General features: G+C 71.3%; 17 protein-coding genes. 9 read left to right on the top strand and 8 right to left on the bottom strand.

Annotated elements, in window-relative coordinates; translation table 11 throughout:
• Positions 1 to 31: 31 nt before the first annotated feature.
• The 3 genes from FS532_RS15915 to FS532_RS15905 are packed head-to-tail and all read left to right on the top strand — an operon-like array spanning position 32 to position 2261.
• Entirely contained in the window at positions 32 to 967 is a 936-nt protein-coding gene (locus FS532_RS15915; protein ID WP_144756545.1) for a Ppx/GppA phosphatase family protein, read from the top strand.
• 29 nt (positions 968 to 996) lie between these two features.
• Positions 997 to 1680, top strand: coding sequence for a DUF998 domain-containing protein (locus FS532_RS15910; RefSeq protein WP_144756543.1), 684 nt, complete (start codon positions 997 to 999; stop codon positions 1678 to 1680).
• Entirely contained in the window at positions 1677 to 2261 is a 585-nt protein-coding gene (locus FS532_RS15905; RefSeq protein ID WP_144756541.1) for a TetR/AcrR family transcriptional regulator, read from the top strand. The genes FS532_RS15910 and FS532_RS15905 overlap by 4 nt, the downstream gene beginning before the upstream one ends.
• On the opposite strand, the gene FS532_RS15900 is transcribed toward FS532_RS15905, so the two are convergent.
• Positions 2258 to 2881: an antibiotic biosynthesis monooxygenase gene (locus tag FS532_RS15900; RefSeq protein WP_144756539.1), complete on the bottom strand. Its 624-nt coding sequence runs from the start codon at positions 2879 to 2881 to the stop codon at positions 2258 to 2260. The genes FS532_RS15905 and FS532_RS15900 overlap by 4 nt on opposite strands.
• A 48-nt stretch (positions 2882 to 2929) precedes the next feature.
• Positions 2930 to 3886, bottom strand: coding sequence for a non-homologous end joining protein Ku (gene ku, locus FS532_RS15895; protein ID WP_144756537.1), 957 nt, complete (start codon positions 3884 to 3886; stop codon positions 2930 to 2932).
• 106 nt (positions 3887 to 3992) lie between these two features.
• On the opposite strand from ku, the gene FS532_RS15890 reads away from it, so the two are divergent.
• From FS532_RS15890 to FS532_RS15870, 6 genes are all read left to right on the top strand, one after another.
• Positions 3993 to 4883: an SDR family oxidoreductase gene (locus tag FS532_RS15890; RefSeq protein WP_144756535.1), complete on the top strand. Its 891-nt coding sequence runs from the start codon at positions 3993 to 3995 to the stop codon at positions 4881 to 4883.
• Positions 4880 to 7399 (top strand): ATP-dependent DNA ligase, encoded by a 2520-nt coding sequence (locus FS532_RS15885; protein WP_144756533.1) that lies wholly within the window; start codon positions 4880 to 4882, stop codon positions 7397 to 7399. The genes FS532_RS15890 and FS532_RS15885 overlap by 4 nt, the downstream gene beginning before the upstream one ends.
• Before the next feature lie 135 nt (positions 7400 to 7534).
• A complete protein-coding gene (locus tag FS532_RS18770; RefSeq protein ID WP_158521878.1) occupies positions 7535 to 7687 on the top strand; it encodes a hypothetical protein in 153 nt (50 codons plus the stop codon).
• 186 nt (positions 7688 to 7873) lie between these two features.
• The gene (locus tag FS532_RS15880) at positions 7874 to 8473 is read left to right on the top strand and encodes an RNA polymerase sigma factor (protein WP_440130725.1); all 600 of its coding nucleotides are present in this window, start codon (positions 7874 to 7876) and stop codon (positions 8471 to 8473) included.
• Positions 8470 to 9030, top strand: a complete 561-nt coding sequence (locus tag FS532_RS15875; protein WP_144756529.1) for a hypothetical protein — start codon at positions 8470 to 8472, stop codon at positions 9028 to 9030. The genes FS532_RS15880 and FS532_RS15875 overlap by 4 nt, the downstream gene beginning before the upstream one ends.
• Positions 9027 to 9356 carry a hypothetical protein gene (locus tag FS532_RS15870; RefSeq protein ID WP_144756527.1) on the top strand — a complete coding sequence of 110 codons (330 nt, stop codon included), beginning with the start codon at positions 9027 to 9029 and terminating at the stop codon, positions 9354 to 9356. Before FS532_RS15875 ends, FS532_RS15870 begins: the two co-directional genes overlap by 4 nt.
• Positions 9357 to 9395: 39 nt before the next feature.
• Here FS532_RS15870 and FS532_RS18765 read toward each other — a convergent pair whose 3' ends face one another.
• From FS532_RS18765 to FS532_RS15845, 6 genes are all read right to left on the bottom strand, one after another.
• A complete protein-coding gene (locus FS532_RS18765; RefSeq protein ID WP_186322094.1) occupies positions 9396 to 9572 on the bottom strand; it encodes a hypothetical protein in 177 nt (58 codons plus the stop codon).
• A 10-nt stretch (positions 9573 to 9582) separates the two neighbouring features.
• Positions 9583 to 10545 (bottom strand): sugar phosphate isomerase/epimerase family protein, encoded by a 963-nt coding sequence (locus FS532_RS15865; protein ID WP_186322093.1) that lies wholly within the window; start codon positions 10543 to 10545, stop codon positions 9583 to 9585.
• A gap of 171 nt (positions 10546 to 10716) precedes the next feature.
• Entirely contained in the window at positions 10717 to 11400 is a 684-nt protein-coding gene (locus FS532_RS15860) for a fumarylacetoacetate hydrolase family protein (protein ID WP_144756523.1), read from the bottom strand.
• A gap of 33 nt (positions 11401 to 11433) precedes the next feature.
• On the bottom strand, positions 11434 to 11649 hold the full coding sequence (locus FS532_RS15855) for a hypothetical protein (protein ID WP_144756521.1): 216 nt from the start codon (positions 11647 to 11649) through the stop codon (positions 11434 to 11436).
• Positions 11630 to 11980, bottom strand: coding sequence for a hypothetical protein (locus FS532_RS15850; protein ID WP_144756520.1), 351 nt, complete (start codon positions 11978 to 11980; stop codon positions 11630 to 11632). The genes FS532_RS15855 and FS532_RS15850 overlap by 20 nt, the downstream gene beginning before the upstream one ends.
• A 97-nt stretch (positions 11981 to 12077) precedes the next feature.
• Positions 12078 to 14483 (bottom strand): phosphoketolase family protein, encoded by a 2406-nt coding sequence (locus tag FS532_RS15845; protein WP_144756518.1) that lies wholly within the window; start codon positions 14481 to 14483, stop codon positions 12078 to 12080.
• Between the last annotated feature and the right edge of the window lie 275 nt (positions 14484 to 14758).

The following is a 14758-nucleotide window of genomic DNA, read 5'->3' as shown; positions in this document are numbered from 1 at the left end:
CCAGGCCCTCGCACGCCGGTATTCTGCATGCATGCGCGTGGGAGTCCTCGACATCGGGTCCAACACCGGCCACCTCCTGGTGGTCGACGCCCACGGCGGCGCGGCGCCGCTGCCGGCGTCGTCGTTCAAGCAGCCGCTGCGGCTCGCCGAGCACCTCGACGACGCCGGTGCGGTGACGGAAGCGGGCGTCGAGGCACTGACCGCGTTCGTCGCCGATGCCGTCCGCGTCGCCGAGGAACGCGGGTGCGAGGACATGCTCGCGTTCGCGACCTCCGCGGTGCGCGACGCGGTGAACTCCGAGGCCGTCCTGGCCCACGTCGAGTCGACCACCGGCGTCGAGCTCGCCGTGCTCTCCGGCGGGGACGAAGCGCGCCTGACGTTCCTCGCCGTCCGGCGGTGGTTCGGCTGGTCGGCCGGTCGACTTGCGGTGTTCGACATCGGTGGCGGATCGCTCGAGATCGCCGGCGGTGGCGACGAGGCCCCCGACGTGGCGTGGTCGATGCCGATCGGTGCCGCTCGGCTCGCCCGCTCGTACTTCGCCGCCGGGACCCCCACCGAGGACGACGTCCGCCGGATCCGCCACGAGATCCGGGTCGAGATCGCCCGCGATGCCGGGCTCCTCCTGCGCGCCGGGCGGCCGGACCGTGCCGTCGCGACGTCGAAGACCTTCCGGTCGATCGCCCGGATCTGCGGCGCCGCGCCGTCGGGTGCCGGGCCGCTCGTGCCGCGCGCCCTCGACGGCGACGTGCTCCGGGCGAAGCTGCCGTCGCTGCTCACGATGTCCGTGGCCGAGCTGGCTGAGCTCCCTGGGGTCTCGCCCAGCCGGGCGCACCAGGTGGTGCCGGGAGCGCTCGTCGCCGAGGCGTGCCTGGACATCTTCGACCTGCCTGCGCTGGAGATCTGCCCGTGGGCGCTGCGCGAGGGCGTGATCCTGGAGCGGCTCGACCAGCTGAGCGTCCTGGGCTGAGCCCCAGGATTGACCATTATGGTCAGAGTATGACCAAAACGGACACCCGCGGTACGGGCCTCTCGGCGCTCCTCTGGATCCTCGGCGGCGTCGGCTGGTTGACGGGTGAGGCGGTCACCGCCGCCGCGTACCCGCGCTACAGCTACGCGACGAACTACATCTCGGACCTCGGGGTGCCTGAGGTCGGGTCCTTCCAGGGCCGGGCGATCGACTCCCCGCTGCACGCCGTCATGAACACGACGTTCATCGGGCACGGGATCCTGTTCGGCCTGGCCGGGGTGCTCGTCGCGTTCCTCGTCCGGTCGGCGTCCCGCCGGGTCCGGGCGGCGGTCGGGGTCCTCGCCGCGCTGCACTTCGTCGGCATCATGCTCGTCGGGCTGTTCCACGGCAGCGAGGCGAGCGTCGAGAGCGGCGCGATCGTGCTGCACGTGAGCGGGGCGGCGGTGGCGATCCTGAGCGGCAACGTCCTGGCGATCGTGGCAGGCGCCGGGTCCTCCGCGCTGCGGGCTCCCCGGGCCTACCGGGTCGTGAGCCTCGTGCTCGGCATCGTCGGCATCGTGTCGCTCGTGATGCTCCTGGTGGACTCGTCGTCGAGCGTCGTCAACGTGTTCCCCGACGGAGTGTGGGAGCGTGCTTCCGTGTACACGATCGTGGCGTGGGAGCTCATGACGGGCGTGACCCTGGCGGTGTCGTCGCTGCGGGGTCGCGGATGACCCCGCGCCGGGGCAGGCCGTCCAGCGAGGAGATCGACCGCGACGTCCTCGACATCACCGCCGGGCTCATCGCCCGGCGTGGGATCAAGGACACCGCGGTGCAGGCCGTCGCGGACCAGGCCGGGTACTCGAAGGCCGGCATCCTCGCGCGGTTCACGAACAAGGAATCGCTCGTCGACGCGGCACTGGCGCAGTGCACCGCGCAGACCGAGGTGATGCTGGCGGCCGTGACGGAGGTCCCCGCCGGACCCGACCGTGACGCCGCCGCCCTGGCCGGCATCACGGACCTCGCACTCACCCGACCCGGCTGGGCGGAACTCGCCCTCGCCGCGTTCACGCTCCGTCGGGGCGACGACGTCGGCGTCCGGCTCGAACCCGTCGCCCGGGCGCTCCTCGCCGCGTTCGGCATCGACATGGAGCACGCCGACGCCACGTCGCTCGAGCGTCGGGCCCGGGTCTCCGGCGCCTTCGGCGCGATCGCCATGCTCGCGCTGACCTACGAGACCGAGGCGTCGGCCACCGAGGCACGGCCGTACGTGCTCCGGGTCGGCTGGAGCGCGCTCGGGCACGACCGGGTCTAGGCGCGCTGCACCGCCCGCTCGGCGCGCGGGGGTGCGAGCAACCACGGGCGGATCATCCGGGTGACGAAGGGGAGCACCCAGAACGTCATGACGGGGGTGAGCACGAGCGTCGTCACGAGCACCCGGGGCAGCACGGGCAGGTGGCCGAACGCGGGGACCAGCCAGCCGACCAGGTACGTGAAGACCAGGTTGACCGGGAAGAACCCCAGCCAGATGCTCACCGCCTGCTTCCACCGCGGGGGAGCGCTCGACGCCGGCGCACCGGCCGGGGCGTCGAACCAGCCCTCGATCCCGGTGCGCTTTTCGACGCGGGACTCCACCACGAGGTCACGGCCGAGGTCGAGCCACCGCAGCCGGTCGTCGGAGTTCTCCCACGTGGCGAGGGAGTCGTGGTCGGCGAACCGGTACAGCATGTGCCACTCGCGGCTCGTCGCGTGCGATCGCACCCACCCGGAGCCGAGGAAGCCGGGGTAGCGGTTCGCGAGGTTCACGCCGGACTGCACCCAGCGGGTGACGTCGGGGATCCGTTCGGGTTCGACCAGGCGGGTGATGGAGACGGTGACGGGCGGGCCATCGGTCGCGGGTGGCGACGACAAGGCCCCAGGCTCTTCTGGAGTCATGCGTCAAGTCTGGCGGACGCGTGTTTCAACCTCGTGTCGCGGGTCCGGCTAGCTGGCCTGCTTCTTCGCGGCGGGCTTCTTCGCCGGGGTCTTCTTGGCCGGCGTCTTCTTCGCGGGCGCCTTCTTGGCGGGTGCCTTCTTCGGTGACTCGTCCGCAGTGGACTCCTGCTTCGCGGAACCGGACCCGCTCCGGGAACGCGACCCCGTGCCTCCAGACCGCTTCTTGTCCACGGACGCCCGCAGGGCGGCCATCAGGTCGATGACGTCACCGCCCTCGCCCTCGTCGTCCTCGTCCGTCTGTTCACCAAAGGTCTTCTCGGTGTCGATGTCGTCGCCGGCCTCGAGCTTCGCGTCGATGAGCTGCTGCAGCTCGGCCTGGTACGAGTCGGTGTAGCGGTCGGGGTCGAAGTCCGTCGACATGCTGTCGACGAGCGAGGACGACATCTTCAGCTCGGTCGGGCTGACCTTGACGGACGTGTCGAGGGCCTTGAAGTCCGCAGCGCGCACCTCGTCACCCCAGAGCAGGCCCTGCAGGAGGATGACCTCGTCGTTCACCCGGAGGACGCCGAGCCGGGTCTTCTGGCGCAGGGTGAACTGCACGATCGCCAGCCGGTCGGTCTTCGACAGGGTCTCGCGCAGCAGCACGTACGCCTTCGGGGAGCGCGAATCGGGCTCGAGGTAGTACGACTTCTCGAACATCATCGGATCGACCTGCTCGACCGGCACGAACTCGAGGACCTCGATCTCGTGGGACTGCTCCTCGGGGAGCTTCTTGAAGTCGTCCGCCGTCAGCACCACCGTCTTGTCGCCGTCGTCGTAGGCGCGCTGGATGTCGGCGTACTCGACCTCGTGGCCGAATTCGCACACGCGCTTGTACCGGATGCGGCCCTTGTCCTCGTCGTGGACCTGGTGGAGCGAGACGTCGTGGGTCTCGGTGGCCGCGTAGACCTTGATGGGCACGTTGACGAGCCCGAACGCGATGGAGCCCTTCCAGATCGACCTCATGGGCACATGATGCCCGTGTCTGCACAGGAGCGCCCGCAGCCGACGGGTTCTCCACAGTTCCCGCTTGACTGAACCGGGGCGGGCGGCGCGCGAGCACGATGGGCGCATGAGCCAGCTCGACAAGCAGGACCCTCGCTCGCAGTTCCCGCGCCCACCCTTCCCAGCACAGACGCAGCAGGGGTCCGGGCTGGCGAGTGCGATGGACCCCGAGCCCGACCACGGGGAGACGTCGTACCTCGGCACGGGGCGCATGCCCGGCTACCGCGTGCTCGTCACCGGGGCCGACTCGGGGATCGGGCGTGCGGCGGCGATCGCGATGGCGAAGGAAGGGGCCGACGTCGCGCTGAACGCCCTGCCCGAGGAACGCGACGACCTCGAGGCCGTCCGGGACGTCGTGGGCGACCTCGGGCGGAAGGCCGTGCTGCTCCCCGGGGACCTCACCGACGAGGGGTTCTGCGACACGCTCGTCCGCGACGCGGTGAGTGAGCTCGGCGGACTCGACGCGCTGGTCCTCGTCGCCGGCCACCAGCAGGTGCACGAGGACGTCACCGAGCAGTCGACCGCGGACTTCGACCGGACGATGAAGGTCAACCTGTACTCGCTGTTCTGGCTGGTCCGGGCGGCCGTCCCGCACATGGCCCCCGGCAGCGCGATCGTGACGACGAGTTCGGTGTCGGCGTACCAGCCGCAGGACCGCATGATCGACTACGCGGCGACGAAGGCAGCCATCATCACGTACACGAACGGGCTGGCCCGGCAGCTCGCGGCGAAGGGCATCCGGGCGAACACCGTGGTGCCGGGGCCGGTGTGGACGCCGCTCCAACCGATCAGCTACCCGGGCGACGAGATCGCGGCGTACGGCCAGGACACCCCGTTCGGTCGGCCCGCGCAGCCCGTCGAGCTCGGCAGCGCGTACGTCTACCTGGCCGGTCCGGAGTCGTCGTACACGTCCGGCACGACCCTCACCGTGGCCGGTGCGACCGGGGTGGCGCTGTGAGTCCGACGGCACGAAAGACCGTGGTCCTGGTGGGGGACCGCCGCCTGGCGCTGACGAACACCGACAAGGTGCTCTACCCCGAGACCGGCACGACCAAGGGACGCGTGATCGAGTACTACGAGGGGGTGGCGCCGTGGATGATCCCGCACGTGAAGGACCGTCCGGTGACCCGGAAGCGGTGGGCGAACGGCGTGGACGGCAAGGTGTTCTTCGAGAAGAACCTGCCGGACTCCGCCCCCGACTGGGTCCGGCACCACACGATCCACCACTCCGAGCACGACAACGAGTACCCGATCGTCGACGACCTGCCGACGCTCGTGTGGATGGCGCAGCAGGCCGCGCTCGAGCTGCACGTGCCGCAGTGGCGGTTCGGCCCCCGTGGCGGCCAGCAGAACCCGGACCGGCTCGTGCTCGACCTCGACCCCGGGGACGGCGTCGGCCTGCCCGAGTGCGTCGAGGTGGCCGTCGCGGCGCGGGAGCTCCTGCACGGCATGGGGCTCGACCCGTACCCGGTGACCTCCGGGTCGAAGGGCATCCACCTCTACGCCGCGCTGGACGGCCGCGCGACGACCGCGCACGTCTCCGAGGTGGCGCACGAGCTCGCCAAGGCGCTGGAGCAGGACATGCCGGACCTCGTGCTGTCGTCGATGAGCCGCGCCGAACGCACCGGCAAGGTCTTCGTCGACTGGTCGCAGAACAACGGCAACAAGACGACCATCGCGCCGTACTCGCTGCGCGGCCGTGACCGGCCGACGGTCGCCGCGCCGCGCACCTGGAAGGAACTCGAGGAACGCGGGTTGGCCCAGCTCACGCTGGACGAGGTCCTGGAACGCCTGGAGGCACGGGGGGACTTCCTGCACCCGGTCGCCTCCGCCTCGTTGGCGGTCGGGCGGGACGACCACGGTCACTGGGACGGCGACCGGACCCGACAGGCGAACGAGGCCGAGCAGCCGGGTCGCGACCGGCTTGCCGCCTACCGCGCGAAGCGCGACGCGTCGAAGACGCCGGAGCCCGTCCCCGAGGACGCGCCGACGGTGCGGAAGGACGGCACCCCGACATTCGTGATCCAGGAGCACCACGCCACCCGGGACCACTACGACTTCCGCCTGGAGCACGACGGCGTCCTGGTCAGCTGGGCGCTGCCGAAGGGTGAACCGACGGACCCGGGCAAGAACCACCTCGCCGTGCAGACCGAGGACCACCCGCTCGAGTACGGCGCCTTCGAGGGCACGATCCCGAAGGACGAGTACGGCGGCGGAACCGTCACGATCTGGGACGACGGCACGTACGAACTCGAGAAGTGGCGCGAGGGCGAGGAGGTCATCGTCACCCTGCACGGTCGGACCGGCGGCGCTCGCCGTCTGGCGCTGCTGCACACCCGAGGGCGTGGTCGCGGTCGTGACGGCGACGAGAAGAACTGGCTCATCCACCGCACGAAGGACCAACCGGACCGCCTGGCGGACGGTGGCCGACCGGCGGAGCCGAGCCGCGCCTCCCGGTCCGGCACCGCGCACGACGGGCAGGGGCGCATCGACCGGGCCGCCGACTCGGAGACCGCGCCGGCGGACCGCCGGACCATGCAGGCCTCGCTCGCGAAGGGCGAACCGACCCTCGACCCGGCGGACTGGGCGTTCGAGATGAAGTGGGACGGGATCCGCGCCCTCGCGACCGTCCGTGACGGCGCGGTCACGCTCCGCAGCCGCAACGACAACGACCTGACGGTGCAGTACCCCGAGCTGCAGGAACTCGGCGACCGAGCCGGCGTGGACGGTGTGTTCGACGGTGAGATCGTGGCGCTCGACGATCGGGGACGCCCCTCGTTCCAGCTGCTCCAGAACCGCATGGGGCTGACCCGGAAGCGGGAGGTCGACGCCGCCCGCGAGACCACACCCGTCCGTCTGTTGCTCTTCGACGTGCTCGAGGCTGACGGGCACGAGCTGACACGGCTCGGGTACGACGCTCGGCGGCAGGCCCTGGAGACCGTCGTCGAACCCGGCGGTGCGATCGACGTCCCGCCGGCGTACCAGGGGGACCTGGCACGCGCGATGTCCGACTCCGCCGAGCAGGGGCTCGAGGGGGTCGTGGCGAAGAAGCGGTCCTCGAAGTACGCCGAGGGGCGACGCTCGGAAGCGTGGCTCAAGCTGAAGCACCACGCCACGCAGGAGGTGGTCGTCGGCGGGTGGAAGCCCGGCAGCGGCCGGCGGGCCGGTGGCGTCGGTTCCCTGCTGCTGGGGGTGCCGGGGCCCGGCGGGCTCGAGTACATCGGGAAGGTCGGCACGGGGTTCCGCGACCGGGACCTCGATGAGATCGGCACCGTCCTCGACGCCCTGGAACGGAAGACCTCGCCGTTCGTCGACGTCCCACGACCCGATGCACGGGACGCGCACTGGGTCACACCGAGGCGCGTCGGCGAGGTCGAGTTCGCCGAGTGGACGTCGGACGGTCGGCTGCGGCAGCCGTCCTGGCGCGGATGGCGGGTGGACAAGGACCCGTCGGACGTCGTCCGGGAGACCTGAGCATGCGTCCGCATGGGGTCAGCCCGCGGCGAACTTCCGTCCCCCGTTCGACCCTCGACCGGGGGACGATTGCGCCCTGATCGCCTGGGATTCCGTCGCGGGCTGTTACGTTCACCGGGACGAAAGGGCGCGAGCATGAGCGCGAGCAAGTACCTGCCCCCGTTCACCGCGGAGGAACGAGTCACGGTCGCGGGGGACCGGTCGGCGAGGACACCGGTCGATCCGGGCGCGCTGTCGGAGTCCGAGGTCACGTACGCGGACTTCTTGGGCGACGAGGTCGACGAGTAGCGGAACGCCCGACCGTGGGGGAAGGCGACCCGTGCGCCGGATCAGGGAACGCACGGGCCGCCGTCGAAGCGCCGTGACCGACCGTTCAGGGATGGCCGGCCACGACGCGCTCTCGTACCGGGCGCGCGGAGCACACCTGGTAGGCACGTATGTATGACGTGACCAACGCACCGTTCGTCACGTTCCATCCCGAAATGCCCGATCCGAACCAGCACCGAGGAGTCGATCCTGAGCGACGCTGACGCCCTGGCGTCCCTGTCGGACGCCTCCCTGGTCGAACGCAGCGCGGACGGCGACACCGTCGCGTTCGGTGTGCTCATCCGCCGGTACGGTCCGCACATGCGTGCCTACGCCGCACGGATCCTCGGGCACGGCGACGGCGAGGCCGACGACGCCGTGCAGGAGGCAGCGCTGCAGGCGTGGCAGCGCATCGACCGGGTCGACGACCCCGACCGGGTGCGGAACTGGCTGTTCCGGATCGCCGCGAACAAGGCGCTCGACCGCCTCCGGCGTCGTCACCCCCACCTCGAGCTGGAGGCAGTGGCCGAGTCCGTCGACGACCGTCCGGTCGACGACGTGGTGAGCGCACGGCTGCAGGTCCAGGAACTCGCGCGTATCGTGCAGGCTCTCCCGGACGGCCCGCGCGCGGTCTGGGTGATGCGGGAGATCGGTGGGGCGTCCTACGCCGAGATCGCCGAGGCGACGGGGATGCCGCAGGCGACGGTTCGCGGGGTGCTCGCCCGGACACGGCGTCGTGTCCTGGAACAGATGGAGGGGTGGCGATGACCGACGACGAACGCTTCGGCGCCTTCACCCTCGAAGAGCTGTCCGACTACCTCGACTCGCACCGGACTCCCGCCCGCCCGGACATCGAGGACGACCCCGAGGCTGCGGCTGCCCTCGCCCGGCTCGAACTGCTCCGGACCGCGTCGCGGGACCTGCTCGACGCCGAGGCCGTCGGCGCGGACGACGGCTGGATCGCGAGCGTGCTCACGTCCATCCGCACCACGGCGCACGCTGGGCGGGACATCCCGGTGCCGGACGACGACCCCGCTTCGACGCTCGTCGTGACCGAGGGCGCACTGCGGGCACTCGTCCGGGCACTCGGCGACGACGTCCCTGGTGTGACCGTCCGGCGGACCCGCTTCACCGGCGACGTCGAGGTGCCGGGCGGCCAGGTCGACGTCGAGGTGTCGATCGCGGTGACCGCCGACGGGCCGGTGCACCTTCGAGCCGAGGCGCTCCGGGATCTCGTGGCCGCGGCCTTCTCCGCGCACGCGCCCTTCACGGTGCGCTCGCTCACCGTCCGGGTGGCGGACCTGATCGACGGGAGACGACGATGAGCGCCGACGTGCGGAGCGTCTCGCGTGGACTGACCGAGGTCGTGCTCGGCGTGCCCGGGGTGCGGTCGGTCGTGCCACCGGGGCCGAAGCTCGCCACGCTCGTGCGGGACATCCGCTCGGTGCTGGACCTGCCGCGCGACGGCGGGGCGGTGCTCGTGCAGGACCGTGCGGACGGCGCACGGATCCGCGTGGTCGTCACCTCGGACCGCCGGGCACCGACGATCGCGCTCGTCCGTGCCGTCCGTGATGCCGTCGTCGCGGCGGCCGCTGAGTCGTTGGGCCGACGTCCGGCAGACGTCACCGTGCGCGTCGTCGAGATCGACTGACGTCGCGGAGCGCGGTCAGGCGGCCGACACAGAGCGCGGTCAGGCGGCCGGCGCGGGGCCGTCGGTCGGTTCGGCGTCGTCGGCGACCGGCACGCCCTCGTCGATGAGTTCGTCCTCCTCGGGCTCGCTCACCTCTGCTGCTGCGGCCTTCGCCTCGTCGATGGACTCCTGCGAACGGCGGAGCAGGTCGTCGTCGTGTGCTGCGTGGTCGGTCATGCGGCCGAGGCTACGCGGGCGTCCCTGTGTCGGCATCGCGCCGCGGGCTGGTCCGCGGTCGTGCCGTCGGCGGCTCGAAGTCGACCGCGGAGGTCGGAGCAGGCGTGGTCGGCATGGCCGGTGCCGCCGGCGTGCCGTAGGCGTCCGCGGCATCGAGCACCGCGCGGGTGGCCGCAGCGGCGGTGCGGAGGGCGTCCCCGAGCGGCATCGCACGGTGCGCCGCCGTCCGGACCTCGACGCCCCACGGCTCGTCGTACCCGAGGTCCCGCACGGTCCGGATGAACCCGGGGATGTCCCACGCGCCCGCGCCCGGGAGATGGCGTGCCTCGCGCGACTCCTCGGCGAGCGTCATGCCCGCCGGGGTGTGCAGCAACCCGTCGCTCAGCTCGACCGCCGCGAGCGTCGCCGGAGCGACACCCTGCCGGATGGACGCGAGCGTCGAGCCACCCCGGAGCGCGTGCATCGCGTCGACGAGGAGTCCACCGTTCGGGTGCCCGGCCGCAGCGACGAACCGCGAGGCCCGTTCCACCGTCGGCAGGTTCGACCACGGCTCCGGTTCGAGGACGAGTTGTGCACCGACCTTCGCGGCCTGACCGGCGAGGTCGTTCCAGTCGTCGACCATCGCGGTGGGCGAGATGCCCGGGAGCGTGGTGTCGGCACGGACGACGACCTGCCAGGCGCTCAGGGTCGCGGCGGCCTCGAGCACGACCCCGCGATCGGCGTCCTGCTCGGCAGTGCGCCCGGAGCAGGTCCACCACTGTTCGAGCGGTCCGAGCTGGACCCAGACGATGCCGGCTCCGTCGAGCACGCGGCGGAGTTCGGCGAACCCGGTGGTCGCCCGCACCTCGTGCAGGTCCCCGAGCGTGAGCGAGAGTCCCGCGAACCCGGCAGCACCGACGGCGCGGATGCGCTCCGCGATCGGCTCGGTGCCCGCCCATGTCCAGGACGTCGCGAGCAGGTCGTGTTCCTGCACGGCGTCACCTCCGTTGTCCGGACACGCTCGACGCCCCGTCACGAACGACGTGTCCCGTGTGTGGAGACGCCGCGCACCCCGCAGTGGCGTCGACACATTGCTACTCGCCGGTGCTGCGAGCGTTCCCAGGGCCCGGACACATGCGTGAAACGGTCGTGGGGAGCGGTGCGGTCAGACGATACGGGTGCGGACCGACCCGACGCCGGCGATCGCACCCTGCAGGACGTCACCGCGTTCCAGGACCCCGACCCCGTCCGGAGTGCCGGTCATCAGGAGGTCGCCCGGAGCGAGCGCCACGAAGCGGGAGAGCTCGGCGACGGTCTCGGCCACCGACCAGATCTGGTCGGCGAGGTCGCCGGACTGTCGGAGGTCGCCGTTCACCCGGAGGTCGATCGACCCCGCTGTCGGTTCGACGTCCGCCGCCAGCACGAGGATCCCCACCGGAGCCGACGCGTCGAACCCCTTCGCGGTGTCCCACGGCCGGCCGAGCCGCTTCGCCTCGGCCTGGAGGTCGCGGCGGGTCAGGTCGAGGCCGACGGTGTAGCCCCACACATGGCCGATTGCGTCCGCGACGGCGATGTCCGCGCCACCGGTCCCGATCGCCACGACGAGTTCGACCTCGTGTTCGAGCCGTTCCGTCACGCTCGGGTACGGGGTGTCCGCACCGTCGACGACGACCGCGTCGGCCGGCTTCGTGAAGAAGAACGGCGGCTCGCGGTCCGGGTCGTGGCCCATCTCCCGCGCGTGCGCCGCGTAGTTCCGTCCGACGCAGAACACCCGCCGCACCGGGAACCGCCCGCCGGTCGAGGTCGGGACTGTCGGGAGGGGCGGGGCGGGGATGACGAGGTCGCTCACCGGTCCAGCGTGGCACTGCGGTGGTGCCGCCGCTCAGCCCTCGCTGATCGAGGCCTCCCACCGGAGCTTCCGCGCCCGTGCGCGTTCCTCGCGCTCCCGCCACTCGATCCGCATCTCTTCGATCAGCTCCGGGCCGCCCTTGGCCCGGTAGAGCGGACCGTAGTGCGGATCTGCGAGCAAGATCGGTGCTCGACGTTCCATCCGGTCGAGTCGTGCCTTGAAGGTGTCGTCAGGTTCGTCGGAGATCATCGTCCGCCGGTTCCTCTCCATCGCCACGCTTTCGCGCAGTGCGTGTCTCGCGTTCATCGAGGGCGTCGTGCACCCACGCGTCGTCGCTCGTGACCCACGCACGGGTCATGAGCGCGTGCGTCATCAGGGCGGCCGCATCACGCCGTCGTTCGTCGTCCGACAACGCCCGCTCGACCACCCACGACCAACGCTGCCACCAGTGGTCGCGATGTCCCAAGAACTCTGTATTCCGCCGCGCCCGCCGCCCCTCGACCATCGTGACGACGACGCTCGCCACCGCCACCAACGCGCTCAGGAGCGACACCACCGCGCTCGTCCACCCGACGTCCATGCCGACCACCGTGACGCAGGAAGACCGGCCACGCGCAACGCGTGACCGGTCCTGTGGAGGGTGATCCGCGCCTCCAGGCTGTGGAGGACCGGCGACGTCAGTCGCCCACCGGCCACCCCGAGAACTCCCACCCACCGACCGACGGGTGGTCCTCGCCCTTCGTGTACGCGTACGCCCGTGCTGCGGCCCGCGCCTCCGTCAACCGACCGAGCAGGTCCTCGTGCGCCGAAGCGTCCACGCGCGTCAGCGCATCGTGCGCGAGTGCGAACCGGTCCATCTCGTTGCGCATCAGCATGTCGAACGGCGTCGTCGTGGTGCCCTGCTCGAGGAACCCGTGCACGTGCAGGTCGTCGTGCCCGTGCCGCCGGTAGGTGAGCTGGTGGACGAGCGACGGGTACCCGTGGAACGCGAAGACGGTCGGGGTGCCCGGCAGGAAGAGCTCGTCGTAGCGGTCGTCGCTGATCGGGTGCTCGTGCTTCCGGGGGTCACCGATGGACAGCAGGTCGACGACGTTCACGACGCGGACGCCGACGGACGGGGCGTGCTGGCGGATGATGTCCGCTGCGGCGACGGCCTCGACGGTGGGGACGTCCCCGGCGCAGGCGAGCACGACGTCGACGCGGCCGACGGACTCCTCCGTTCCGGCCCAGCCCCAGACGCCCAGCCCCGCGGCGACGTGCTCGACCGCGTCGGGCAGCGACAGGAAGACCGGCTCCGGGTGCTTGCCCGCGACGATGACCTCGATGCGGTCGGTCGTCTCCATCGCGTGCGCGGCGACCGCGAGCAGGGTGTTGGCGTCGGCGGGCAGCTTGATCCGGACGAGGTCCTGCTGCTTCGAGGCGACGACGTCGAGGAAACCGGGGTCCTGGTGCGAGAAGCCGTTGTGGTCCTGTCGCCAGACGTGCGACGACAGCAGGATCGACAGGTTCGAGACGGGTGCGCGCCAGTCGATGTCGGTCGACGACTCCAACCACTTCGCGTACTGCCCGACCATCGAGTCGATGATGTGCGCGAACGCCTCGTAGGTGTTGAGGACGCCGTGGCGTCCGCTCAGCACGTAGCCCTCGAGCATCCCCTCGAGCAGGTGCTCGGACAGCACCTCGGTGACCCGGCCGTGTGCACCGAGGTGCTCGTCACCGACGGCACGCTGGGCCCGCCAGACACGCGACGTGACGTCGAACACGGCGTCCAGCTTGTTCGAGATCGTCTCGTCGGGCCCGAACAGGCGGAACGTCGAGCCGTTCCGCTCGATGAGCGCGGCGAGCCAGGGTCCGAGGGTCCCGGTGGCGCTCGCCGGGGTGCCGACGGGGACGCCGAACTCCTCGAGGCCTGGCCGGTCGAGCGCGGTGCGGAGCCGTCCGCCGTTCGCGTGCGGGGTCGCGCTCATCCGGAGGTCGCCGGTCGGCCGGATCGAGGTGAGGATGCCGATCGGCTGTCCGTCGTCGTCGAAGAGCTCCTCGGGGCGGTAGGAACGCATCCACTCCTCGAGCTGCCGACGGTGCTCGTCGTCCTCGCGGACGGCGGGAAGGGGCACCTGGTGGGCGCGGAAGGTGCCCTCGACCTGCTGACCGTCGACCTCCTTCGGGCCGGTCCAGCCCTTCGGGGTGCGGAGCACGATCATCGGCCACCGGGGGCGGAGCTCGGCGGCCCCGGCCGGCTGCCCGGCGGCGGCGCGCTGGGCCTGGGCACGTGCCGCGGCCTGGATGTCGTCGATCGTGGCGAGCGCTCGGCGGAGGGCTCCGTCGAACAGGGCGTGCACCGCGAACGGGTCGTCGTCGACGCGGGAGGAGTCGACCACGATCGGCTCGTACCCGAGCCCGCGGAAGTACGCGTGCAGGTCGTCGTGGGGGATCCGCGCGAGGACGGTCGGGTTGGCGATCTTCCACCCGTTGAGGTTGAGGATCGGCAGCACGGCACCGTCCGACACCGGGTCGAGGAACGTGTGCGCCTGCCAGGACCCGGCGAGCGGACCGGTCTCGGCTTCACCGTCGCCGACGACGCACGCGACGACGAGGTCCGGGTTGTCGAGCGCTGCGCCGTACGCGTGCGCGAGGGAGTAGCCGAGCTCGCCGCCCTCGTTGATCGACCCTGGTGTCTCCGGAGCCGCGTGCGACGGGATGCCCCCGGGGAACGAGAACTGCTTGAAGAACTGCTGCAGCCCGGCCTGGTCCGGTGTGATCGACGGGTACAGCTCGCCCCACGTGCCGTCGAGCAGTGCGTTCGCGTTCATGGCGGGGCCGCCGTGTCCGGGCCCGCAGATGTACAGCAGCTGTCGGTCGGTCTCGGCGATGAGCGCGTTGCAGTGTGCGTAGACGAGGTTGAGTGCCGGCGAGGTGCCCCAGTGGCCGAGGAGTCGGGGCTTCACGTCCTCCGGAGTGATCGGACGGTCGAGCAGCGGGTTGTCGAGCAGGTAGATCTGTCCGACCGTGAGGTAGTTCGCGGCACGCCACCAGGCGTCGATCGCGCGGATCCGGTCGGTGCTCGAGGTGGGGGTGGGAGCCATGCACCCACGCTACGGAGGGGGCATCCGACGAATCCCAGAAAATCTTCCAAACCGTTTCCGAGGGGGTGCCGAATCACTGTCACAAGGGCAAACGCCCAGGGCGCTCTCCGGTCGTACTCGGCCGGGCTGTAGCTGACTCACAGCAAGTCGCCGCACAGGAGCGGACGGCTCGGCCACCGGCCGGAGCGCCCCACACAGCAAAGGACAGACCAATGCGCAAGAGCCTCAAGACCTCGATCACCCTCGCGACCACCGGTGCGCTCGTGCTCGGTGGT

Origin of the sequence: Curtobacterium pusillum, assembly GCF_007673235.1 — a bacterium.
Lineage (GTDB): Bacteria > Actinomycetota > Actinomycetes > Actinomycetales > Microbacteriaceae > Curtobacterium > Curtobacterium pusillum_C.
This window is presented reverse-complemented; position numbering and strand designations above follow the sequence as displayed.